Genomic DNA, 23,583 nt, shown 5'->3' with positions numbered 1-23,583 from the left:
TCGATTACTCCTGAGTAATCGACTTTTTTGTATTTTGCATAGAATTCGAAACTGTATGTACGAACTTAACATTCACCTATCTATCATTTTTTTTGGTAAAATGGTAGAAACCTCACGATTCTAACATGATAGCTTTGTAATCTATGATGCATAGGAGAGTATAAGATGAAAATCGTAAATAAGGCTCTGTTATCCAGCGCCATCTTTCTGAGTGCCGCCGCAGGCATCTATAGCCCGTCTGCACAGGCAGAAGCGGGGCAGGTCAGCATTGTGCTGGACGGATATCCGTTACCGTTCCCCGTACAGCCCGCAATGATGAACGGCACGACCATGGTCCCTTTTCGTGCTATTTCTGAGGCTCTTGGCATTACGGTGAAATGGGATCAAGCCAGCCAAAGCATTACCGCTACAAAATCACAGGGCTCTGCAACCAAGCAGGTGGTGCTGAAAATGAGCAGCCGCAATGCGACAGTCGACGGGCAAACGGTGCTACTAACAGCCGCACCCCAAACCGTGCGTGGCAGCACAATGATTCCGTTAGGCTTCTTCGGGCAGCAGTTTGGAGCCACAGTCAACTGGAATCAGGGAACGCGGACTGTATCCATTACATCGCCGCGTGAGCCTATGTATACAGTGGGATTTTATGCGCTATCTTCCTTCGACCAAAAATCCAAAATACCGGATTTTAACGCGGTAGCCTTCGGCTGGAGCCGAATTGATGCGAACGGACAATTTACGACCAGCGGCAAGGAATACAAATGGCCTCAAGCAGCCGACACCGTGACACCAGAGTCCATTGTACAGGAGGCAGACAGTCAGGGGACTTCCCCTTACCTGATGGTCTATTCTGGAGACGGCAATCACGAGCTGACCAAAGTTTTGGAAAATGCACAGCTTCAGGAGCAAACTATTTCCCAAATCGTTAGCACCGCCACTGACAAGCAATTCAAGGGCATCACGCTGGATCTCGAGGGGCTGGGCTGGAGCGGAGATAAAGCCAAGGCGCGTTCAGACTACAACGCCTTCATCCAAAAGCTGTCCGCCAAAGCGCATCAGGCCGGACTCAAGCTCACTGTCGTCCTGCACCCGCTGAACAGCTCTTACTCAGGTTACGACTACAAGACACTGGGCAATCTGGCGGACGATTTGATCATTATGGCCTATGATTACGGACAAAAGGCAACGCCTGAGCCACTCGATAAAGTGGACGAAGCCATTCGACTGGCTTTGAAGGAAACTTTGCGGGACAAGCTGATTTTGGGGATCTCTATGGGTAGCGAAAAAGACAGCACCATCAACGCCAAGATCGGTTTGGCCAAACGCTATGACCTGAAAGGCATCGCCATCTGGCGGCTGGGCATCATCGGAGAAACCGCCTGGACGAAGATGAACGAATCTATCGAGTTCAAATAAGTAAACCTCACAATAACGTCTCGCTCTTATTCCGCCCGCTAATGAATTTCATGCATCTTCCATGCGAAGCTCATGAGATCATCAACGGGCTTTCCTCATTTTTCACTTCAACAAGAAGGCTCCCCACACTTGGAATTTGCCGCCACAGGCTCGCAGGTCTGTTGCCCATAGAAGATACCCCATTCTCTCATAAAATCCAGCAACGGCCTCAACGTATCCCCCAACGGAGTAAGCGAGTATTCCACACGCGGCGGATTCTCGTTATAGATTTCACGGTGTACGATACCGTCACGTTCCAGCTCACGCAGTTGCAAGGTCAGCATACGCTGCGTAATATTGGGCAAGGTCCGTCGAATTTCGTTATACCGGCGCGGTCCCGTGGTCAAATGATATAAAATGACTCCCTTCCATTTTCCGCCTATAACCCCTACCGTTTTCGCTACCGGACATCCAAAGTTCACGCTGACTGTATTTTCCATCTCTTGCGTCATGGTTTCCCCTTCTTTCTACCGATTGTAGACCCGAAATCTCAGACTTATGACAAGGAACAAATATGTGCGTACTTGTTCCTGCGAAAAACTTTTTATATGATGACTATACATTCGATATCAGCTCTCATTATAGTAGCAGAAAATAAATGGAGCACCAACTTAACCCAAAACGGAAGGAGTACACTTCATGTCCAATACATCAGCTAAAAAACAGGAGATTCTGGATGCCTTTCTGTTCAGACATGCCACCAAGGAATTCGATCCTGATCGCATCATACCGGAGGAAGATTTTCAATTTATTCTCGAAACCGGACGACTTTCCCCAAGCTCTGTCGGTTTTGAGCCGTGGCGATTTGTGGTCGTACAAAATCAGGCATTGAGAGAAAAGCTGGCTGCGGTTTCAAGCGGGGGCCAAAAACAGATCCCTGCTGCCAGCCATGTTGTCCTGATTTTGGCACGCAAGGATGTTCGTTATGATTCCCCGTATGTGGAGTACATGTATAAAGAGATTAAAGGGATGTCCGAGGAAGACTTTGCCTCACTGCCGGGCCGATATAAAATCTTTCAGGGTGAAAATCAACGCCTGCTGGAAAACGAACGTACGTTATTCGACTGGGCTTCCAAGCAAACCTATATCGCCTTGGGCAATATGATGACGGCGGCGGCTCAGATCGGCATTGATTCCTGCCCGATTGAGGGATTTAACTACGATCAGGTGCATGCCATTTTGGAGGAAGAAGGACTGTTGGAGAACGGACTGCTGGATATTTCGGTCATCGCTGCCTTTGGTTATCGGGCCCTTGAACCCAAGCGGGAAAAATCCAGACTGCCGCTGGAACAGATCACACGCTGGATTCTGTAACTAATTATCCCCCTTTAGACAATGACACTGGAACATAACAAAATAACAAACAGGCGGGCTTGCGGCATTTCATCTTAATCATGAATATGCCACAGCCCGCCTGTTTCATGTGATCATAATGATTCGTTAAAATTTTTTCTATTTCGATACTTTTGTTTATATCTGGAGCTAAGTTATCATATATAATGGTATGTATCCGATTAAAAAGGAGTAGACTATTTGTGGGAAGATCAGATAAATTCACAAGAATTATTCTTCTAGATGATGAAGAGCTGGCTTTAGATTATATGAAGCGTCTATTTAGTAAAATTGAAAACATACATATAGTAGGTTCATTTATGAATCCACTGGCAGCAAAAGAGCAAATTCTTCTCGAAAATATAGATGTAGCTTTTCTCGATGTAAGCCTGCCTGAAATGAACGGCATTGAGCTAGCAAAGCAAATTCAGGTTGAAAAACCTCGTCTCCATATTGTATTCGTAACGGCCTACAATGAATATGCCATTCAGGCCTTCGAAATTAATGCACTGGATTATTTGATCAAACCAGTCACCACAGATCGCCTCATTAAGACCCTAAACCGTATTCTGGAACGTGATGGTCACCCTGCGTTCCAGCCTTCCATTGGTCCTCCTCTCCGGTTACAAGTCTTCAGGGAAGTCGCGGTTGAATTAACAGATCAGCAGTTAACGGCTATACAGTGGCGAACAAAAAAATCACAGGAGTTGTTTCTATACCTGCTTCTGCACCATGACCAGTTGGTTCGAAAATCAGCACTGATTGAATTGCTCTGGTCGGAGCATGATGAGGAGAAGGCTTACTCTCTTTTATATACTGCTGCTTATTACCTCAGAAAAGCTATGGGCCCATATAAGGACTATTTAAAAATTGATAATACCAGCGGCGGATATATTCTGAATACGACAAACATACTACTGGATAAAGAGGAATGGGAGGACAGCCTGACGTCTGCTCCGCCGATTAGCCAGGAAACGATTGATGACTATACCAAAATAATGAAGCTATACAGAGGCGATTATTTACAAGAATACGATTATTGGTGGGCTGAAAGCGAACGTCAAAGACTTCAAAAAATGTGGATAGCCACCTCATTAAAAATGGGAGAATGGTATAACAAAAACGCTCAGCCTGACAAGGCTATCTCTCTTTATGAGGATATCTGTAACCGACACCCTCAAGCAGAGGATGCGTATTGGGGTTTGATGAAAATATATGCGGATATGAAAAAGGATACCTTGGTTAGCCAGTGGTATGATTTATTATTATCCGTTCTATGGGAAGAACTACATGTGAAGCCAAATGAACAGATCACCGATTGGTATAATCGATGGAAAATGGCGCATGTCTAGTTGCGTGCGTCAACTAACAAGCTGCAACCTATATATGATACGGATATCATGCAGAAGCGTGCTTTTTCCAGCCGATCCTGCATGATATCCGTACTTGACAAAAGCCGTCAGTCTTCTTTTTTCTTCTCGCGGGGAATATGAAAGCTGACGGTTGTTCCTTGATCGGGATGGCTGCTGATATGCAGTCCGTCACCGTACATTTGCTTTAGGCGCCGATCTGTATTTAGCAAACCGACTCCTCCTTCTTCTTTATTCTGATAGGTCAGTATATTGTCCAGCTTCTCCTGATCCATGCCACTCCATCATCTGAGATTGCTATTTCTGTACCCTTCGCATGATCCGTGATACGAATACGCAATGTCCCTCCACGGATACGCTTCAGAATGCCGTGTCTAACGGCATTTTCCGCAAGTGGCTGGATCGAAAGGGGCGGGAGATGCAGGCTCAACTCTTCATCCACTTCCCAGACGATATTCAATCGGTTTCCAAAGCGCTCCTTCTCGATATACAGATAGGATCGAAGGAGTGCCAGCTCATATTCCAGTGAAACGACACGATCCAGGTTTCGGGAATTGAAGCTTCCTCTTAGGTATTTTCCAAATTCCTCGATCAGAACGATCATTCTTGCTCCATCCGTCTCACTCAACGAAACGATCGTATTCAAGGTATTAAACAAAAAGTGCGGCCTGATTTGTGCCTGTAGCCATGCGGCCTCCATACGAAGTCGTTCACTTGCGGATCTCTTCACTTGCGCTCGCTGCATACTCCATATAAGCCCCCTCATCCCCCGGTATCTCACCGAATACAGGGGAATGATCCAGAGGAAGAGTGAACCCTCAAGGTTCCCCCGTGCAGCTCAATGAGCTGCTTGCTGATGCTTAGCCCCAGTCCCAGCCCGTCTCCAATCACCGTCAAGTGTGCTGTTCCCTGTTCATAGGGCTGGAATATTCTCTGCTGCGTCTCCTCATCCATGCCAACTCCCGTGTCCCGAACGTGGATATGGGCCATCCCGTCCCGAATATCTGCTTGAATCGAGATCGTTCCTGCATTCGTATACTTGACCGCATTATGGAGAAGGTTGAAGAAGATTTGCACCAGCCGATTCTCATCCGCCAGCACATTGGGGAAATGATCTGGAATCGAGATAACCATTTCCAACGATTTACCATCTGTCATGAACCGGAGCATGTCCAGTACACCGGAAGCTACCCCTTGGGGCTTCAAACTTCGTTTTTCCAGGCGAATATCCCGTTCTCGCAGGCGCGTTACGTCAAGCAAATCATTAAGCAGCAGAGACATCCGCCGACCCACGGTGATGAGCAGCTGCATGTTGCTCCTGTTCCGTTCATCCAGGGTATGGGTCTGATTATCCAGCACAGACTGCACTATATTGATCATTCCGTGCAGAGGATTTCGCAATTCATGTGAGGTATTCGCCAGAAAATCATTCTTAACCTGATCAGCTCGCTGCAATCTGTCCGACAAACTTCTCAGTTCGGTGTTCGTTTGGAAGAAGTGCTTGAACCAGTATGAGGCGAAGCCCAGGAAGGACAGCACGACATCCCAAGGGTAGTATGGAAGATAATTCCACCATATCATTTTGAAAACGCCCCACAATATGCTGGACCCGGCGCTTATGGTAGCTAGCAATAGAAATATGGCGTCTTTTTGACCTCTGAATATCTTAAGAAAGGCAAACAAGGGAATGATGACACCAAACGTACTTCCCTGAAACACCATTATCAACATTAGATAAGAACGGATTTCCTGTGAAGGTATAAATAAAATCAGGATGGCAAAAAGACACTGTCCCACGAAAACAGTCTGAACAATTCTGGACCTGCCCAATAGTAACTGCACAACCCTGAGTATGCATATATGGCTGCCCATATAGGAAAGCAAATGTATTTTAAGTGAAAGCGAAACACGCTCAGTAACAGCTTGTCATCGTTCATCATGATGGTTAAAACGGTACACACCACGATACCTGAAAAATAAAAAATAGAATAGCAGCTTTTTACGAGACGCCATAAAAAAGATGGCACCCGCATACATTCCATGGAGCAGCAGAATACGGAGAAAAACTTCCTGTATGCTGTTCAGGATGATCAGCCACCTGGCCCTCGCTATTTATTAACCGCCCGTTTACAAACAGGTTGGATGCGGTGTAAATCGACGGAATTCGAAGCCCGTACAGTGGTGCTTTTTGGGGATCAACCAGGATTAACAGACGATAGCTCCCGAAGCCATATGCAGTAGAATCAGGTGAATGCAAAGCAGCATTCCATTTTCCTGGAACACGAATCCACTGCTGCTCCTTCGCTGGTAAGGATTTTAAAAGATCCGGTTTTGATAGATTTCCTGCATAAAATCCCCATTCTCCCTTTAACGGAATAGTCTCACGGCCCTGCAAATCCCAGCCCCGCAAGTCCAATACTCCTTTTTTTGGCCTCAGGATACTCCTGTCCTTGATAATAATGAAACCACAGCATACGGAAACCAGTGATCACAAGCACAAATAACAACGTAATCAGGAATATTTTTCGTTTAGTCATCATGTTTTTATACATTCGATCCATTTCTTAAATTTCCTGTACCGTGCTCCACGATCAGAATACCCTTGGAGGCCAGATTATCCAGGCATTCCTGCATATAAGCATCGTCATGCTCCGCATACGCGCCGACAGCTTCCAGTTCCTCGCCAAGCCCTGTCGCCCACGGTTCGCACTGCTTGCCGCGATACAACGGCTGCTCCCATAGCGGATCAACGTTGTAACCGCGACTTTTCATTTCGTCCATGATGAGCTTATGGTAGCGGACGAGCAGCATCGGGTGATAGTCGAACACATAATTAACCGTAGCATGTCGCTTTTCCCACCCGTTCCCACGCAGTGCACAGCACTCGCGGTGTTGCCCCAGCAGTTGCGGCCGCGGCAGCTTGTCGATCAACTCTTCGTGCCAAAGTCTCATGCTTCCACAACCTTATCTGTAGCATTTTCTTCTCTAATGAATCAACCGATCAGCATACGGGCACCTGTCAGGACAATACCGATCAGGAAGCCCGTAACCGCGCCGTTAATACGTATCCACTGCAAGTCCTGCCCCAGCTTGTCCTCCATCAGAGCAATCAGGGAATCGTTATCCATTTTATCTACATTTTCGCGTACCAGATTACCAATCCGACTGTGGTTGGCTTCCACCAGCCCGGTAATGCCTGCCACAATTCTAGAATTGATCTTGTCCAGCAGCTCGGTATTCCCTCTCAAATCAGCCAGCATCCGATCCAGTAGCGGCAAAATATAGGTCGGCACATAGCTGCTATCTTCCATATAGCCCAATAAACGTACGCGTAGCTCTTCCATCTTATGAAGCACCGACGCATCGCCTTCCCAGGTACCCACGAGGTTGTTTTTCCAGCTGTTCAATCCTTCCTGAACCGTATCTTTCGTCGCCAGACGGGTCAGCTGTGTTTTCAGACCATCCAGCACGGCCTGACGGCGTGGATGTTCTTCCCTTTGCAGCTCCGCAACCTGATCCAGCAGGAAATGGCGAATCATTTCACCCATGCGCTCTTCGTTCAGATAGCCAAGGAACGCATTCAGGGCGAATTGCATCAGCCCGCTCACTTGCAAACCGCTAATAGCCTGCATTCCCAAGGTACCCAGCGTGTAGCCCGTTTCCGGCTTCAAAAGCCAGGATTCAGCCTGCTCCAGCGAGTAATCCAGCGCGCGGCGGTCATAGCCCTTCTCACTGGTTTGACGGGCAAACGCCTCCAGCAGCGGTCCAGCGTCGAAGTCTGTCACCTGCCGCTTGATCTCGGCCGCAATTACCGGGGCCAGCTCCGCAAGCGGAAGCGACCGGACCAGTCGTTTGGCGAGAACATCTATGGATGCGGCCGCTTCCGGCGTGCGCAAGCCCTTTTCCACACCATCCAGCATCAAATCGGCCAGCCGGATATCGGCAATTTTAGATGCGATACTGTCTTTGTTAAGCAAGTTATTTTCCACCGTACTCACCAAGGTACTCGTTAGCTTGTCCCTGTTCTTGGGAAGAAGCGCCGTGTGTGGAATCGGAATGCCCAGCGGGTGACGGAACAATGCGGTGACGGCGAACCAGTCTGCCAGTCCTCCGACAAGTCCTGCCTCGAAAGCACCTGCTAACAACCGAGCCCAGCCATATTGCTGAAAAGGCAACATAGCTGCAAAGCCCGCTCCCAGAATAACGAGCGACCAAGCCGCTGCTGTTTTCGTATTTTTTGGTTTTCCCATCCTATAATCCTCCAAACTGACTGTCGAGTAAGTGAAGCCCTATATCTGTATTACCCATCATATCATTGCCTGTATGAATTCCAAAGCTAACGGCACTCTATTTCCTATTATATTAGAACACACCGGAGCAGAAAATCACGCAAATAAGTGAATACACTCTTTGTGTAATTTTGTACTTTTATGCTGTTATTTATCATATGATTTGCATATATTTACAGTACACTAATCAGCATAAAAAGAGTTCATATATCTCCCTCGTGCACCTACATATTTGTGAACAAAATCACAACATTGGACCCAATCTAATTTTCTTCACGATAAGCCTAATGAACTATTTCGATAGAACAAAGACCCATTTTTTTCAAAACGAAAGGATATGTGCGTTGGAAGGTGGAATGGGCATAGAATACCTTTAGCATCCTGTCCTGGATTTTATTCCAGAATTGAATTGAACCCATGGCATCTCCGAATTTTTTCAACATGATTTAACTTTTTCATATGGATGAATGAGTTAAAAATATGGAGGAAACGAGGCTGTTTTCACCATATTAGTACACCTGAATTCGAATGGAAAATAATTCAAAATATTATTCGCTACATGCATTTATGTGATGTGATAAAATAAATCGTATTAATAGGAAATCATGTGTAAACCACCATTTTATTTGTTAAACAAACAGTGATTAGCTTGATAAATTTGCTCTTTTGTAAAGGAATTGGACATGACAACAGACCAAAAAAACAACGGAAACGGGACCCCTTGGAGCAGCGATCCAGTCGTCATTGCATGTACTCCCTCCGCTTTTGCCAAGCGATCCCTTTTTTATATACAGGAAATAGGCTATTTCAAAAAAACATCTGTTTATGCCATGGAACGGAAGGAACTCACCTCGTTTCTGCTCGTTTTTACGTTATCAGGACAAGGGGAATTACTGTACCGGGAGAAAAAATACATATTGAAGCCTCATGATATGTTTTTCGTTAATTGTGAGGAATTCGTACAGTACAGCACCGCTGGTCATGAAGCATGGGAGTTTATCAGTGTAAATGTGTACGGCAATCTGATCGACAATTTCTACGAACAATTTGCCAAGCACAACAAGCCTGTAATATCACTCAACGATCCATGCACCATATTGGACAAGCTGCATTCCCTGTTATGCGTACAATCTGACAGAACTCTTTCTGCTGAGCTGCTTACATCCAGACTCATTGGTGAGTTGCTGACGTATATTTTGCAGCACCCCTATGATCATCCGTATGTAAACCAGGATACGATCACCGAGATACGCAAGGTTCAGCAATATTTGGATCGATCCTACAGTGAACGAATTACGCTGGATTCGCTGGCAGACATGTTTGAGTTAAACAAATTCAATCTCGCTAAAAACTTCAAGAAACAGATCGGATTTTCTCCTATCGATTATCTCATTAATGTCCGCATCACAGCGGCTCAAGGCTGGCTTAAAACCAGTGACGAATCCATTGTGGATATCGCACGGTTTGTAGGTATTCCCAACACCAGCCATTTTATCAACCTGTTCAAGGAACATGTCGGAGAAACCCCACATTCCTTCCGCAAAAAATGGGGGAATCGAACCAAACTATAAACTCATCTATCAGATGACTTTGTCGAAAAACAGAGAAAATCTAAGATTGTGCTTGCCTAATCAGAAGCCCAACTGATAGAATGATAGATATAGACTGTTCAGGATAAATGGCAAACCTGTCGAAAGGCAGGGACGCAAAGCTACAGGGCCTTCTTTTTAAGATGGCAGCCAGCTACCGGTTGGAGAGGCTTTTTGTCGTGTCTTTTTTTCCTGAAAAACTTTATACGATAATAGCAAACCTGTCGAAAGGCAGGGACGCAAAGCTATAGGGCCTTCTTTTTAAGATGGTAGCCTGGCCGCCGAAAGGAAGTTTTTCTATGAGGAAAATGTCATTTTTTTTAATAATTTTAGTTTTTTTGTTATCCATCCCCCTACATACGACAGCGTTTGCTGCCGAAAGTCAGGCATGGCTGAATCAAAACAACGTAAACCACGGTATTGTTAGTATACGTTATCCTGTCAAGTCCAATGTCAAAACCAAGATCGTAATTACCAAGGATGCGGAGAAATACTCTTATTATCTGAATTCGAGCAAATCTGAGGAAGCATTCGCTCTTCAAATGGGCAATGGCAATTATAACATTCGTTTATTGGAACAGCTAACTGGCAATCAGTATAAAGTGATAGGTGAAGAAACGGTCCAGTTAAATTTGAATGACAGTAAAACCATATACCTCAATTCTATTCAAAATATTGACTGGAGCGATACGAATCAGGCGATTCGGAAAGCCAAGGAATTAACCAAGGGTGCAACGACAGATGATGAAAAGGTGAAACGTATTTACGAGTATGTCATTAGTCATATTAAATACGATTCCAACCAGCCTTTCAACCTATCAACAGACTACCTTCCACAAATTGATCGTACAATAGTTTCGCAAAAAGACATTTGCTATGGATACGCTTCACTGTTCGCCGCCATGCTTCGAAGTGTGGATGTTCCAACGAAGCTGGTTATGGGTGAATCCTCCTATGTGAAAACTTACCACGCCTGGAATGAAGTCAATATCAACAATCAATGGGTTATCATTGACACTACAGTAGATGCCGCTCTAAAAAGCGGAAAACAGAAGTTTGCAATGGCCAAAGAACCCTCCAAATATACAAAAACAAAACAATATTAATTTTTTTTGTAGAAAGCCCTGATCACTGCGATCAGGGCTTTTTTCTATTCTTGTTGAGAAATTGTTGAGATAAGGAAGGTATTGTATATCTAGTCAGTCATTTAAAAACTAAGATGTTGAATATACTATTTCCGGGACAAGAAAGAGGGGGGAACCAAATCCGCCCGGGTACTTTCCATAATATTATGATGAATAGGAGACTTACTTAAGAGTATGAGAACAAAAATAAATGTAACGATCATTGTGCTATTGCTTATTTTCCAAAGCTTTTTTAGTGCAGCGCTGGCTTACGCAGACACTTCGACCGCGGCTGTACCAGAAAGCGCTGTAAGCGATCCTGCGAATACAGTTATGGAAGATGTATACGGTATTCCGAACCCTGAACCATTAGAGGCACCTCCCAGCATAGCTCCCATGATTCAGGCAGCAGCCAGCTCAGTTCAAGCAGACAATATTTTAACCAAGCTGATCTTGACGGATGAAACCGGCCGTATCATTGATGCTGTGGATAATCCTGGCGTACGTGTGGACATTGGCGCAGCAGTCCAGCTGAGCTATGAATGGGAGATTCCGGACAATCAGTATAAAGAAGGCGATACCTTCACCTTTAACTTACCGGAACAATTTGAAATTTACACAGATATCTCGTCTCCGTTGATTTCAACAGATGGAGAGGTTGGTACTTTTACGGTAGATCGCCAAGGGAAAGTCATTATGACCTTTAACGATTACGTAGAGAATCATTCCAACGTAAGCGGAAAACTGCAAGTAAAAACCGAGTTCAGTAAGGAAGTTGCAAAAGGCAGCACAGAAGTCATTATTGCGACTCCAATTAAGATCGGGGTTCAAACATCCATCGTCAACATCAAACCCGTGTCCGGTCCCCCAATAAGTAAACAAGGAAAAGCTAACGGCAAAAACAAGATTGACTGGACCATTAATGTGAATACACAATTGGACACCGTAAAGAATGCGATCGTAACAGACCCGACTCCTCAAGGGCTGGAGCTGTTGCGAGACTCCTTCCAACTGTATAATCTGCAAGTCAATATTGACGGCTCGACGGTAGTTAAGGACCCAATCAGTGGGGACAAGTATACGCTCGAACCAGATCAAGCCGGTACGGGCTTTGTTATTCGTTTTAAAGACGAGAGCATTAGCCAAGCCTATCAGATTCAGTATTCCACAGATATTACAAGTGACGAAACCCGTTTCTCCAACACAGCTACTTTTTCGGGAGACTCTATGAATGGTGTCTCTGCTAACGCTACCGTGCAGGTTGATCGCGGAGAATTTTTGTCCAAGAAGGTGGAAAGTTACGACCCTGTTACACAAACGGTATCTTGGGTGATCAAGTACAACTTCAGCGAAAAGAAAATACCTGCCGACAAAGCCTTGTTAAGTGATCGGTTCAACAACAGTCAGGTATGGCTTCCCGATTCACTTGAAATATACAAAGACGATACTCAAGAGGTGCTTCCATCCTCAGAATATACCGTCTCCCCGGTTACGAATGATTTGGACAGCAACGGCTTTGATCTCCAATTCAACTCCGATGTGGATACTGCCTATACCATTCGTTATCAAACGAAAGCCAAAGAACGTGTATATCAAGATGATAAGGTAACGAACCGTGTGACTTCAGGTGGAGTCTCTAAGGATGCCACCGCACAACTTAAAAGTGGAATTATTATTAAAGAATCCAAGGAGCCAAACTACAACGCAAAATTCATACCTTGGGTTATTACCATCAATGAAGATCAATATACTATGAACGATATCGTCATCAAGGATGTATTTCCCAACGATGGCCTGGCCTTGTTGCCGAACACTTTGAAAATCCAATCCGCTGACGGAAAAACGGAACTTCAAGCCCCTGCAGATTATGAGCTTATTCCGTTATCACAGGATTATAAACAAGGGTTTAATATCATTTTCCATGCACCAATTCAAGATACTTATACGATCAAATATTCAACCACATTCAATAATGACTGGAAGAAAGATACGACGAAGCCAGAGTTCTGGAATAAATCCGTCATTGAATGGCAGCAGGACGGAGATTCAAAATCTGCAGAAGCAGATGCGCGGCTCTTTCCGGATATCATGACACAACAAAATGGAGCCAAGCAAGGAAGCTACAATGCCAGCTCCAAGCACATCACATGGGACATTAAGGCCAACTATAACCGTAAGACCCTGAAACAACCGGAAATAAAAGATCCATTGCTGCAAGGTCAGAAGCTACTGCCAAACTCCGTTAAAGTGTACGACATGACACTGAATGGATCGAGGAACGGCGTGGAAAAGGGCTCCGAATTACCAGCAGACCAGTACACACTTATTCTTCCATCCGAACAAAATGGCAACACGTTGCGTATCCAATTTAAAAATCAGATTCAAACCCCATATTGGATTACGTTCCAAACCACGCTGGAAGGAGAACTTATTGAAAAAGAAATCCGCAATAAGGCCCTTTTTCTGGATGGAGAAAATATAATCTCAGAATGGTCAGCCCAAGTAACCTTACCTCACGGTGGAGAATATGTTTCTAAAAGCGGCAGCCAGAACGGGAATAAAATTAACTGGCAAATCCGTATAAACGAAGGACAGTCTCAAGTAACAAATGCCAAAATTGTGGATCATCCCAGCAGCAATCAGATTCTGATCGAGAATTCCTTTCATCTGTATTCAACTGTGGTGTCTGAAAACGGGAAGGTTACCAAGAGTACAGAACTAACCAGGGATCGTGATTACAAGCTCATTTTCAAGCCAGATGCTCAAGGTCAGGAAACTTTTGAGCTTGCTTTCACGAAGGAGATCTCCTCCGCCTTTATCCTGGAATATCAAGCGTTCATTGATGCAGCTGACAAAGAAAAGGTGAGCAACAAAGTAACCTTTGAAGGGGATCGCTTAACGACAGAACAGAAGGAGACGAATCAAGAAATTATTGTGCGGACTTCTTCCGGCTCCAGTTCAGGCAGCGGTATTAAAGAAAGCCTCGAAATTACAAAGGTTGATCAAGATGAGCCTGATAAGGTACTGCCCGGAGCAAAATTCGCGCTCTATGATAAAGCGGAGAAAAGAGCCCCAATCATTCAAACTACCAATGCGGAAGGGAAAATTGTGTTTTCTGCATTGCTCCATGATGATTACATCTTGGAAGAGCTTGTAGCTCCCCAAGGCTATAAAATAATGGATAGTAAGCTTGAAATCAAAATAGACGATACGATCAAACAAAGCGCGGGCATAAAGAAGGTTGTGGTAACCAACCAAAAAGAAAACAACACAGATCCAGGTACACCTACCAATCCGGGTACACCTGGTACACCTACTAATCCGGGCACGCCTGGTACACCTACCAATCCAGGTACGCCTGGTACGCCTACTAATCCAGGTACGTCTACCGGCTCAGGATCAGGCAAAAAACGCGACAAGGAGCCTGAAACAACAACTACGCCGTCTATATCCGTTCCTTTAGTGGACAATAAAGAACAGACTGTGGATGGTGAGAGCCCAGTAACTGTGGATGATGTGAACCCGGTATTAGATAGCATCGTGCCTGAATCTACACCTGACAAAAAACAGACGGATGATGATGGGGGCCTGCCAACGGGTGGCATTGTGCCTGAATCTACACCTGCACCGAAAGCAAAACCGAAATTACCAATCATTAAACCTAATAAGGAACCTAATCCTCCCGTGGAAAGTGATGACGACTCTCTGCCTCGTGGTGGAATCAAAGTTCCTGCTGATGTACCGAAAGATCCGAATGTTTCACCATTGGCAAATAAATTGCCACAAACAGGAGAAAACAGCCCTGCTCCCTTCTATTTAACAGGTCTAGCTATGATCATTTGTGGCGCGTATCTGAAATATAGACGGATGGGCAAAAAATAAAAATAATCATACCCTCCCTTTCTCAGACTACACTATATGGGAAAGGGAGGATTTTTAAAATCAGTATGTGATACACCTTACATAAGTTAGGGAGGTTTTTTAGATTGCGTAAGCTATCATACTTGTTCATCGCCTTGGGAATACTCATTATTTTGTTTCCTAAAGCCAATGAATGGAACGAAGATCGGAAGCAGAGCGAGCTTTTGAAAGAGGCAGAAGTACTGAACCCTAGCATTATCGACGGCTATAAGCGCTTGTCCAGCAAGCTTGCAGAAAACACGAGCATCGAAACCACACGAGGTCCTTCGGTACCCGCAAATGAAACAGGTCCTAAGCAACTCCCCATTGCCACCATTAGCATTAATCGCATTGATTTGAAGCTTCCTGTGCTGGAGGGTGCAACTCGGGATAATATGAAGCACGCATCTGTACATATGTCGGAAACGGCAGCTCTGGGTCAGACAGGAAACGCCGCCATAGCAGCCCACCGTGCGCGTACAGCAGGACGTTTATTTAATCGGCTGAACGAGGTAAAGATTGGAGATAAAATCATGATTAATACCAAGGGTGAACAATATAGTTATACAGTCTATAAAATTTCGATTGTCGCTCCTACAGACGTCTCCGTTCTGAAAAGCTTTGAAAATCAAAAGCTGCTCACATTAATTACATGTGACCCTCTTGTAAATCCGACACATCGCCTCATTGTTCAGGCCCGACAAAGCACCTAAAGCTGGATCTGTTCGCCATATCCGAACACCCTTTGCTACTCAGATTTACTTAATTTGCAGCGTAGGGGGTATCTCTATTTCATTGGACAGACTCTTAGTCCGTTGAATATATTACTTCCGGGAAAGAAGGAGGGATGCTATAAACGCCCGGACATGAATACAATATACAGTAATCTTTATACAGTAATCTTTAGAAAGGAGACTTAAATAGAGTATGAGAAAAAAATGGAATGTAATGATTATTGCATTATTACTCATTTTACAAAGCTTTTTTGGTATCACCCAAGCTTATGCTCAAATCCCTGCCCCGGATCAGCCGGAGATTGCCGGAACCGAGGCAGGGCAAACCGTTACAAATGATGTATATGATATCGTAGTACCCGAAACAGAACCAGTCATAGAACCAGAACAGCAGAAGCCTCCTTCCCTACCAGCTCCTGTTGTTCAGGCAGCGGCCACCACGAATTCTGAAGAAGCTGCTCAAGCAAGTATTTTAACGAAACTTACCCTGACCGATGCGACTGGTCAAGTGATTGATGCGGTATACAATCCCGATAGCCGCTTGGACATTGACGATGCAGTCCATCTCATTTATGACTGGGAGCTTCCCAACAATACGTACAAAGCCGGAGACACTTTTACTTTTCAATTGCCCGAGCAATTTGAAATCTACACAGATATCTCCTCTCCTTTGGTTACGACAGATGGAAATGTTGGCCATTTCACGGTAGACCGCCAAGGCAAAGTGGTCATGACTTTTAACGATTACGTGGAGAGCCATTCCAATGTCAGCGGAAAACTGGAGGTTAAGACCGAGTTCAGCAAGCAAATAGAAAAAGGCAGTACAGAGGTCATTATCGCCATCCCGATCAAGGGTGGCGTACAAACAGCAGTCGTAAATATCAAGCCTGCGGCAGGCTCTTCCCTGGATAAGCAAGGGAAAGCCAATGGAACCCATCAGATTGATTGGACGATTGACGTAAATAAACAATTGGATACGGTTCAACATGCTGTAGTCACCGACCCGACTCCCCAAGGATTGGAGCTGGTGAGGGATTCTATCCGGTTATACCATTTACAAATCAACGTGGATGGTTCAACCTTGCTGCGTGATCCGGTGGATAAGGATAAGTATACGCTGGAAGCCGATTCGGCTGGTACCGGCTTCATCATCCGTTTTAAAGATGAAAACATCCGCAGCGCATACCGAATCCAATACTCCACTAACATCACCAGCGAAGAATCCCGTTTTTCCAACACAGCCACTTTTTCAGGCAGCAATACGAAAGACGCTTCTGCAACAGCTACAGTAACCGTTCAACGCGGCGAATTTTTGTCCAAAAAAATGGAGCAATACGACCCGGTTACTCAAACGGTATCCTGGGCGATCAAGTATAATTTTGGCGAAAAGAAAATTCCCGCCGGGAAAGCTGTGTTAGCTGACCGTTTCAACAAAAGCCAGCAGCTCGTGGCCGGTTCACTTAAAGTGTACAAAGGAGCTACTTCTGAGGAACTTTCTTCCTCCGAATATACCGTCTCACTGGTTAGCAATGAAACGGCCAACGGCTTCGATTTACGCTTCAACTCCGATGTGGAGGAAGCATACACGATCCGTTATCAAACCAAGGCGGTAGATCGTGTACTTAAAAATGAACGGATAACGAATACCGTAACGTCTGATGGAGTAACCAAAGATACCACCACTGAGCTAAAAAGCGGGGTCATTGTCAAAGGCTTCAAGGAACCGAACTACAACACAAAAACGATTCCCTGGGTTATTGCCATCAATACGGATAAATACACGATGAATCAGGTTGTGATCAACGATACGTTTCCGAATGGCGGTCTGGCTCTCTTACCAGATACATTAAAGATCCAAAGCGCGGACGGAAAATCAACGCTAACATCACCAGCAGATTATGAACTGATTCCTTTATCGCAAGACTATAAGCAAGGATTCACGATACGTTTCCATAAAACGATCCAGGACGCGTATACCATCAGCTATTCAACAACATTTAACAATGAATGGAAAAAGGATACGAGCAAGCCGGAGTTCTGGAATAAAGCTTCCATCTCATGGGTGCAAAATGGAACGCCCTACTCTGCTGAAGCCGAAGCCCGGCTATGGCCTGACAATCTGACACAGCAGAACGGTGCCAAGCAAGGAAGCTATAACGCTACCTCCAAGCACATCACATGGGACATCTTGACGAACTATAACCGTAAAACCCTGAATCAGGCTGAAATAAAGGATACGCTACAGCAAGGTCAGAAGCTGGTTCCCGGCTCTGCCAAAGTGTATGACATGACACTGCTTGGATGGTGGAATGGTGTGGAAAAGGGAGCTGAACTGTCGGCAGACCAATACACCCTTGTTCTTCCCACCGCTGATAACGGCAATGAGCTGCGTATCCGTTTTAATGAACAGATCAACACTCCCTACTGGATCACTTTCCAGACCACATTAGAGGGAGAGCTTATTGATAAAGAAATCAACAATAAGGCTCTGCTGATGGATGGAAAAAACATGATCTCTGAGTGGGCAGCCAAAGTAACTGTGCCTCATGGGGGAGAATACGTTACAAAAGCCGGTAGCCAGAATGGTAATAAGATTGACTGGCAGATCCGGATCAATGAAGGGCAATCTTATGTCTCCAACGCCAAAATCGTGGATACACCCAGCAGCAATCAAATCCTGATTGAAGATTCCTTTCATTTGTATTCCACCAAAGTATCAGCCAACGGAGAAGCTGCCAAAGACACTGAATTAGTCAAAGATCAGGATTATAAGCTGAAAATTACGACAAACGATCAAGGTCAGCAATCCTTTGAGCTTGGCTTCACACAGGCCATTTCATCCGGCTATATTTTGGAATATCAATCTTTTATTCAAGCGGATGATAAAGCGAAAGTGAGTAACAACGTCTATTTTGAAGGCGACCGCTTAACTACGGAGCTGAGAGAAACCAGTAAAGAAATCATCGTGCGGACATCCTCCGGTTCAGGTTCAGGGGGAGGCATAACAGGAAGCCTGGAAGTGACCAAGGTTGACCAGGATCATCCTGACAAGGTGTTGCCTGGAGCACGCTTTGCACTCTATGATAAGAACCAAAAAAGAGCCCCGCTCATTCAAACTACCAATGCAGACGGGAAAATTTTGTTCAATTCATTGCTGTATGATGAATATATTCTGGAGGAACTTGCGGCTCCAGCAGGCTATAAAATAACAGCCTCGAAGACAGCGGTCAAAATAGACGCCACGGTTAAAGAAAGCTCAGGTATTAAGCAGATTGTGGTAACTAATGAAAAAGAGACCCCTGTCGATCCGGGTAAACCTACTGATCCGGAAACGCCTACGAATCCAGGAACGCCTACGAATCCGGGTTCAGGTAAAAAGCACGATAAAGATCCTGAACCCACAGAAACGCCGAATGTACCCGTTAAGCCAGTAACCAATGAGCCACAGATCGTTGAAGATGAAGATGTGCCATTGGGTGTTCCAGAGATTGTGCAGCCTCCTGCAGAACCCGATGCGCTGCCGGAATCGCCAGAAATTGATCCTCCTCAGAAATCGTCTCCACCTGTAGAGATTGAAGATGAACCCATACCCAAAGGAGGCATCAAGTTCCCTGTTGAGGACCCCGAGGACCCAAGTGATCCAGGTCGTACTCCGCAGGTAAATAAATTACCGCAGACAGGAGAAAACAGTCCTGCTCCCTTCTATTTGAGCGGAATGTCTTTCATTCTTCTGGGTGCCTATTTGAAATACAGACGGATGCATAAAAATAAAAGAATTAAATAATCAAATAATCAAATAATCCCCTTTCTCGGCTTACACAAAACGAGGAAGGGGAACAACTATCAATGATATGAGTGGTGACATGAACTTGAATTTAGCTCAAAACTCCTACATGCTCTTATGTTTATTGATCTTAAACCTGATCGTATGGACATGCCTTGGGATTTTTTTAAGGTCTGTATTTGTGGAAAGAACTATGCTAAGGAAACTTGCTTACCAAGACCCTGTAACAGGTTTGTTCAATCGGAATGCGCTCAACCACTTTTGGCAGCAACATAAAGGCAAAGAAAGCACTGCTATTTTATACATTGACCTGGACGGCTTCAAAGCCATTAATGATGCTTATGGACACAAGGTTGGCGATATGTTGTTACATGAAGTTAGCCTTCATCTGCTACAAGTCATGAATGCGAACCAAAAGGCTTTTCGAATTGGAGGGGATGAATTTTTACTCATTATAAAAAATTTTGATTCCGACCAGGTAAAAATTTTGGCGCAACTCCTCCTAAGAAAAATCAGCAGCGCCTACAGCATTCATGGACACAGACTATCTGTCACAGGAAGTATTGGTATTAGCTTGAATCCATCCCAGAAGGACAATCTGCAGACATTGCTCAAAGAGGCGGATATCGCCATGTACCATGCCAAACGAATGGGAAGAAATCGTTATGCCGTGTATTCCAAGATTAGCCGGAAACAGAGCAGCTCATACAACACTACACGGATCAAAAACCTCGCAAAAGACATTCGAAAGCGCCATAATGTCCATGTCAAAAAACAACCTGCACCTCTATAAGCCAGGAAACTATCCAAACCCGGCTGAGAATATAAATCAGGCGGGTCATTCCTGTTGATTTAAGGAACACACCCGCCAATAAAAACTTCCTTATTCAGTTTTACACCTTTGCAATCAGCTTGAAATCGTCAAAGTGGAATCCCGGAGCAACGACACAGGTTACCAGCACAGGCTCATCCCCAAGCGGACGCGCCGTTTGCCATACTGTGCCCGGCACCAGCGCTTGTGGATGCTGTCCTGCCTCCACATCGGCACCGACAATAATCACCGTTTCTTCACCAGGTTGTTCTCCGCTTCCACCCAATTTCAACTCCACAGGGCTTCCGCTATGATACAGCCACAGCTCATCCGAATGCACGACATGCCACTCGGAGAACTCGCCCGGATGCAGCAAAAAATACGTCGATGAAGCTGCAAAGCGCGGACCGGAATACACATCCGGCAGTACAGGCTTCGGAATTTGAAAATGGGACTTCCACATTTCTTTGTACCAGCCGCCTTCCGGATGGGGCTCCATGCCCAATGCGGTTACCAGCGGTGAAATAGCTTTCGTCATTGTACTAACCTTCCTTTACCCTAAATTCCTTCTCCCCTACTGTAAAACATAGCGTTGCTTTTGTCACGTTTCTCCCTTGGAATGTCGAAGGAGATTATTTTATGTCAAATAAAATAACATTAATTTATGCATTCATGCTCGTTTACATGTGAAAATACCGGTTCACTCATGGATAATTACATAAAAATATATTTTACGTGAAGTTTTATGACATAAAATCTTGTTTTTTATTGTAAGCTTATAGTATCATGAGAGAAAATTTTGAAATTTTGATAGAGCTTGATCATGCCAGCCAATCTACCAAGCTATGTATCCAATCCTGAAAGGGGTGAGCCTTCTGATCCAATTTCGCAACGTCAACAAGCATTTTGGTCACTTCCATGTACTTAAAGACATCAATCTTCAGATTAAGGAGGGCGAGGTCGTCGTGATCATCGGACCCTCCGGCTCGGGTAAAAGCACCCTGCTACGCTGCATCAACCGTTTGGAAACCATATCGGACGGGGAACTGATCGTCAACGAAATACCTGTACATGACAAAAAGATTGATATTAACGCCTTCCGGCGCAATATCGGTATGGTATTCCAGCATTTCAATTTGTATCCCCATAAAAAGGTAATCGAGAACATTGTACTCGCACCCATGAAGGTGCTGGGCATCTCAAAGAAAGAGGCTACCCAAACAGCCATCACCTATTTGAAGCGTGTTGGAATCGAGGAAAAAGCACAGAGCTACCCCGCCCAATTGTCCGGGGGACAGCAGCAACGGGTTGCTATCGCCCGTGGCCTCGCGATGAATCCAAAGATCATGCTGTTTGACGAGCCTACCTCCGCTCTTGATCCCGAAACCATTGGGGAGGTACTGGATGTTATGCGTTCGCTCGCCCATCAGGGCATCACTATGGTCATTGTGACTCATGAAATGGGCTTTGCCCGTGAAGTAGCGGATCGCGTCATTTTCATGGACAAAGGACAGATTTTAGAAGACAGTCAGCCTGCCGAGTTTTTTCAGAATCCGGGTGAAGAGCGGGCACGCCTGTTCCTGAGCCGTCTGATTCATCATTAAGCAGACCTTTAAATGGAGTCAGGATTTTTGCAAACTCCTCTGGAGTGTAAATTCAGAATGTAAATCGAAAGGGGATTGTTCAAATGAGAAAAAGATATTCATGGAGTGCCCTTATGCTGCTTACGCTGTCCTGTCTACTCGTTTTGGCTGGCTGTGGAGGCAAGCAAGGAACGGCAACGTCGGGGAATGAGGCGGCGGCAGCCAACGGGCTGGAAGCCATCAAGCAACGTGGCAAGCTGGTTGTTGGGGTGAAATACGACACCAAGCTGTTCGGTCTGAAAGACCCGGCTAGCGGGGAAGTAGAAGGCTTTGATATCGACATTGCCAAGGCGGTAGCCAAACATATTTTTGGAGACGAAACCAAGCTTGAATTGAAGGAAGTCACATCCAAAACACGAATCACCTTGCTGCAAAACGGGGACATCGACGCCATTATCGCAACCATGACCATTTCGGACGAACGTAAAAAGCAGGTTGATTTCAGCGATGTCTACTTTAACGCCGGGCAATCCCTGCTCGTGAAAAAAGGAAGCCCGATTACCGGTCTGGAGTCCCTGACCCCGGCTACCAAGGTACTCGCAGTTAAAGGCTCCACCTCCGCCAAAAATATACGCGAAAAAGCACCCAAAGCGACTATACTGGAGTTCGAAAACTACCAGGATGCATTCAACGCACTCAAGGCAGGTCAAGGGCAGGCGTTGACCACCGATAACTCTATTCTGCTCGGCATGCAACAACAAGACCCGAATTACACTCTTGTAGGCGGGAACTTCACTGAGGAACCTTACGGCATTGCGGTGAAGAAGGGACAAACGGAATTGCTGCAAGCCATTAACGATACGCTCAAGGAACTGAAAAGCAACGGTGAATACGATAAGCTCCACGAGCAATGGCTTGGGGTTAAACCCGAATAATGGGGGTGTCATCCGCAGATGCTTACTTTTGATATCAACGTACTTTTCGACCATAGCGACCGCTTCATAGAAGGCTTGCTTCATACCGTTCAAGCCAGTGTCATTGCCTTGATCGGAAGCTTTATTCTGGGCGCGATCATCGCTATCCTCCGAATTGCGCCCTTTAAATGGCTTAACTGGATTGGGACTGTCTATGTAGAGGTCATTCGTAATATCCCGTTACTGATCGTTGTATTGTTCTTTTATCTGGGACTTCCCACTTTGGGCGTTCCCTTGGACGGGTTTGTGTCTGGAACGCTTGGCTTGACCGTGTACACAGCCTCCTTTATTGCAGAAGCGATACGTGCCGGTATCCAGTCCGTACCGAAGGGGCAATTCGAAGCCGCACGCTCCTCCGGGCTGAGCTACAACCAGACGATGATCAGTATTATTTTGCCACAAGCGATTAAAATTGTACTGCCTGCGATTGGCAACCAGTTCATCAATCTGGTCAAAAACTCTTCCGTACTAGCTATAGTAGCCGGACTGGACCTGATGTATTATTCGGATCTGATTAACTCGGATACCTTTATGCCCATCACCGTCTATGCCATCACAGCGTTGCTATACCTTACCTTGACGGTTCCACTTAGCTTTCTTGTCCTGTATATGGAGCGTCGCCTGTCCAAAACATCCTAAGG

21 protein-coding genes and 2 riboswitches are annotated in these 23,583 nt (G+C 45.3%); of the genes, 12 read left to right on the top strand and 9 right to left on the bottom strand.

Features of this window, described 5'->3' with window-relative positions; genetic code table 11:
* Positions 1-165 precede the first annotated feature (165 nt).
* Entirely contained in the window at positions 166-1,413 is a 1,248-nt protein-coding gene (locus QMK20_RS01720) for a stalk domain-containing protein (protein ID WP_283654311.1), read from the top strand.
* A 107-nt stretch (positions 1,414-1,520) separates the two neighbouring features.
* On the opposite strand, the gene QMK20_RS01715 is transcribed toward QMK20_RS01720, so the two are convergent.
* On the bottom strand, positions 1,521-1,904 hold the full coding sequence (locus tag QMK20_RS01715) for a winged helix-turn-helix transcriptional regulator (protein WP_283654310.1): 384 nt from the start codon (positions 1,902-1,904) through the stop codon (positions 1,521-1,523).
* A 187-nt stretch (positions 1,905-2,091) separates the two neighbouring features.
* Between QMK20_RS01715 and QMK20_RS01710 the strand changes: the two genes are divergently transcribed.
* Entirely contained in the window at positions 2,092-2,766 is a 675-nt protein-coding gene (locus QMK20_RS01710; protein ID WP_283654309.1) for an NAD(P)H-dependent oxidoreductase, read from the top strand.
* A 221-nt stretch (positions 2,767-2,987) separates the two neighbouring features.
* Positions 2,988-4,136, top strand: a complete 1,149-nt coding sequence (locus QMK20_RS01705) for a response regulator (protein WP_283654308.1) — start codon at positions 2,988-2,990, stop codon at positions 4,134-4,136.
* Between the two features lie 107 nt (positions 4,137-4,243).
* Here QMK20_RS01705 and QMK20_RS01700 read toward each other — a convergent pair whose 3' ends face one another.
* From QMK20_RS01700 to QMK20_RS01670, 7 genes are all read right to left on the bottom strand, one after another.
* Positions 4,244-4,429 (bottom strand): sensor histidine kinase, encoded by a 186-nt coding sequence (locus QMK20_RS01700; RefSeq protein ID WP_283654307.1) that lies wholly within the window; start codon positions 4,427-4,429, stop codon positions 4,244-4,246.
* Positions 4,399-4,899, bottom strand: coding sequence for a sensor histidine kinase (locus tag QMK20_RS01695; protein ID WP_283654306.1), 501 nt, complete (start codon positions 4,897-4,899; stop codon positions 4,399-4,401). Before QMK20_RS01695 ends, QMK20_RS01700 begins: the two co-directional genes overlap by 31 nt.
* 32 nt (positions 4,900-4,931) lie before the next feature.
* Positions 4,932-5,735: a sensor histidine kinase gene (locus tag QMK20_RS01690; RefSeq protein WP_283654305.1), complete on the bottom strand. Its 804-nt coding sequence runs from the start codon at positions 5,733-5,735 to the stop codon at positions 4,932-4,934.
* A gap of 418 nt (positions 5,736-6,153) precedes the next feature.
* Positions 6,154-6,564, bottom strand: coding sequence for a hypothetical protein (locus QMK20_RS01685; protein ID WP_283654304.1), 411 nt, complete (start codon positions 6,562-6,564; stop codon positions 6,154-6,156).
* Complete coding sequence (locus QMK20_RS01680; RefSeq protein WP_283654303.1) at positions 6,536-6,715, bottom strand: hypothetical protein; 180 nt, start codon at positions 6,713-6,715, stop codon at positions 6,536-6,538. Before QMK20_RS01680 ends, QMK20_RS01685 begins: the two co-directional genes overlap by 29 nt.
* On the bottom strand, positions 6,699-7,106 hold the full coding sequence (locus tag QMK20_RS01675; protein WP_283654302.1) for a TIGR02328 family protein: 408 nt from the start codon (positions 7,104-7,106) through the stop codon (positions 6,699-6,701). The genes QMK20_RS01680 and QMK20_RS01675 overlap by 17 nt, the downstream gene beginning before the upstream one ends.
* Positions 7,107-7,147: 41 nt before the next feature.
* A complete protein-coding gene (locus tag QMK20_RS01670; protein WP_283654301.1) occupies positions 7,148-8,404 on the bottom strand; it encodes a DUF445 domain-containing protein in 1,257 nt (418 codons plus the stop codon).
* Between the two features lie 722 nt (positions 8,405-9,126).
* Between QMK20_RS01670 and QMK20_RS01665 the strand changes: the two genes are divergently transcribed.
* The 6 genes from QMK20_RS01665 to QMK20_RS01640 all read left to right on the top strand — a co-directional run bounded on the left by QMK20_RS01665 (position 9,127) and on the right by QMK20_RS01640 (position 20,367).
* Positions 9,127-10,014: an AraC family transcriptional regulator gene (locus QMK20_RS01665; protein WP_283654300.1), complete on the top strand. Its 888-nt coding sequence runs from the start codon at positions 9,127-9,129 to the stop codon at positions 10,012-10,014.
* Between the two features lie 99 nt (positions 10,015-10,113).
* A riboswitch (cyclic di-GMP riboswitch) is annotated at positions 10,114-10,194 on the top strand.
* 42 nt (positions 10,195-10,236) lie between these two features.
* A riboswitch (cyclic di-GMP riboswitch) is annotated at positions 10,237-10,318 on the top strand.
* A gap of 13 nt (positions 10,319-10,331) precedes the next feature.
* Positions 10,332-11,138 carry a transglutaminase family protein gene (locus tag QMK20_RS01660; RefSeq protein WP_283654299.1) on the top strand — a complete coding sequence of 269 codons (807 nt, stop codon included), beginning with the start codon at positions 10,332-10,334 and terminating at the stop codon, positions 11,136-11,138.
* 213 nt (positions 11,139-11,351) lie between these two features.
* Positions 11,352-15,038 carry a collagen binding domain-containing protein gene (locus tag QMK20_RS01655; protein WP_283654298.1) on the top strand — a complete coding sequence of 1,229 codons (3,687 nt, stop codon included), beginning with the start codon at positions 11,352-11,354 and terminating at the stop codon, positions 15,036-15,038.
* Between the two features lie 104 nt (positions 15,039-15,142).
* A complete protein-coding gene (locus QMK20_RS01650; RefSeq protein WP_283654297.1) occupies positions 15,143-15,769 on the top strand; it encodes a class D sortase in 627 nt (208 codons plus the stop codon).
* 214 nt (positions 15,770-15,983) lie between these two features.
* Positions 15,984-19,574, top strand: coding sequence for a collagen binding domain-containing protein (locus tag QMK20_RS01645; RefSeq protein WP_283654296.1), 3,591 nt, complete (start codon positions 15,984-15,986; stop codon positions 19,572-19,574).
* 85 nt (positions 19,575-19,659) lie between these two features.
* Positions 19,660-20,367 carry a GGDEF domain-containing protein gene (locus tag QMK20_RS01640; RefSeq protein WP_283654295.1) on the top strand — a complete coding sequence of 236 codons (708 nt, stop codon included), beginning with the start codon at positions 19,660-19,662 and terminating at the stop codon, positions 20,365-20,367.
* A 100-nt stretch (positions 20,368-20,467) separates the two neighbouring features.
* Here QMK20_RS01640 and QMK20_RS01635 read toward each other — a convergent pair whose 3' ends face one another.
* Entirely contained in the window at positions 20,468-20,923 is a 456-nt protein-coding gene (locus QMK20_RS01635) for a cupin domain-containing protein (protein WP_283654294.1), read from the bottom strand.
* 307 nt (positions 20,924-21,230) lie between these two features.
* Here QMK20_RS01635 and QMK20_RS01630 point away from each other — a divergent pair, with 307 nt between their 5' ends.
* From QMK20_RS01630 to QMK20_RS01620, 3 genes are all read left to right on the top strand, one after another.
* Positions 21,231-21,989: an amino acid ABC transporter ATP-binding protein gene (locus tag QMK20_RS01630; protein ID WP_283654293.1), complete on the top strand. Its 759-nt coding sequence runs from the start codon at positions 21,231-21,233 to the stop codon at positions 21,987-21,989.
* An 83-nt stretch (positions 21,990-22,072) separates the two neighbouring features.
* A complete protein-coding gene (locus QMK20_RS01625; protein WP_283654292.1) occupies positions 22,073-22,903 on the top strand; it encodes a transporter substrate-binding domain-containing protein in 831 nt (276 codons plus the stop codon).
* An 18-nt stretch (positions 22,904-22,921) separates the two neighbouring features.
* Entirely contained in the window at positions 22,922-23,581 is a 660-nt protein-coding gene (locus QMK20_RS01620) for an amino acid ABC transporter permease (RefSeq protein WP_283654291.1), read from the top strand.
* Positions 23,582-23,583: the final 2 nt, after the last annotated feature.

The organism is Paenibacillus sp. RC334, assembly GCF_030034735.1.
Classification (GTDB): Bacteria; Bacillota; Bacilli; order Paenibacillales; family Paenibacillaceae; genus Paenibacillus; species Paenibacillus terrae_A.
This window is presented reverse-complemented; position numbering and strand designations above follow the sequence as displayed.

Excerpts from the sequence above, each read along its gene's own strand:
- QMK20_RS01720 (WP_283654311.1), top strand. The coding sequence starts at position 166 with ATGAAAATCGTAAATAAGGCTCTGTTATCCAGCGCCATCTTTCTGAGT.
- QMK20_RS01715 (WP_283654310.1), bottom strand. The coding sequence starts at position 1,904 with ATGACGCAAGAGATGGAAAATACAGTCAGCGTGAACTTTGGATGTCCG.
- QMK20_RS01710 (WP_283654309.1), top strand. The coding sequence starts at position 2,092 with ATGTCCAATACATCAGCTAAAAAACAGGAGATTCTGGATGCCTTTCTG.
- QMK20_RS01700 (WP_283654307.1), bottom strand. The coding sequence starts at position 4,429 with ATGGATCAGGAGAAGCTGGACAATATACTGACCTATCAGAATAAAGAA.
- QMK20_RS01695 (WP_283654306.1), bottom strand. The coding sequence starts at position 4,899 with ATGCAGCGAGCGCAAGTGAAGAGATCCGCAAGTGAACGACTTCGTATG.
- QMK20_RS01690 (WP_283654305.1), bottom strand. The coding sequence starts at position 5,735 with ATGATATGGTGGAATTATCTTCCATACTACCCTTGGGATGTCGTGCTG.
- QMK20_RS01680 (WP_283654303.1), bottom strand. The coding sequence starts at position 6,715 with ATGGATCGAATGTATAAAAACATGATGACTAAACGAAAAATATTCCTG.
- QMK20_RS01675 (WP_283654302.1), bottom strand. The coding sequence starts at position 7,106 with ATGAGACTTTGGCACGAAGAGTTGATCGACAAGCTGCCGCGGCCGCAA.
- QMK20_RS01670 (WP_283654301.1), bottom strand. The coding sequence starts at position 8,404 with ATGGGAAAACCAAAAAATACGAAAACAGCAGCGGCTTGGTCGCTCGTT.
- QMK20_RS01665 (WP_283654300.1), top strand. The coding sequence starts at position 9,127 with ATGACAACAGACCAAAAAAACAACGGAAACGGGACCCCTTGGAGCAGC.
- QMK20_RS01660 (WP_283654299.1), top strand. The coding sequence starts at position 10,332 with ATGAGGAAAATGTCATTTTTTTTAATAATTTTAGTTTTTTTGTTATCC.
- QMK20_RS01655 (WP_283654298.1), top strand. The coding sequence starts at position 11,352 with ATGAGAACAAAAATAAATGTAACGATCATTGTGCTATTGCTTATTTTC.
- QMK20_RS01645 (WP_283654296.1), top strand. The coding sequence starts at position 15,984 with ATGAGAAAAAAATGGAATGTAATGATTATTGCATTATTACTCATTTTA.
- QMK20_RS01635 (WP_283654294.1), bottom strand. The coding sequence starts at position 20,923 with ATGACGAAAGCTATTTCACCGCTGGTAACCGCATTGGGCATGGAGCCC.
- QMK20_RS01630 (WP_283654293.1), top strand. The coding sequence starts at position 21,231 with ATGTATCCAATCCTGAAAGGGGTGAGCCTTCTGATCCAATTTCGCAAC.
- QMK20_RS01625 (WP_283654292.1), top strand. The coding sequence starts at position 22,073 with ATGAGAAAAAGATATTCATGGAGTGCCCTTATGCTGCTTACGCTGTCC.
- QMK20_RS01620 (WP_283654291.1), top strand. The coding sequence starts at position 22,922 with ATGCTTACTTTTGATATCAACGTACTTTTCGACCATAGCGACCGCTTC.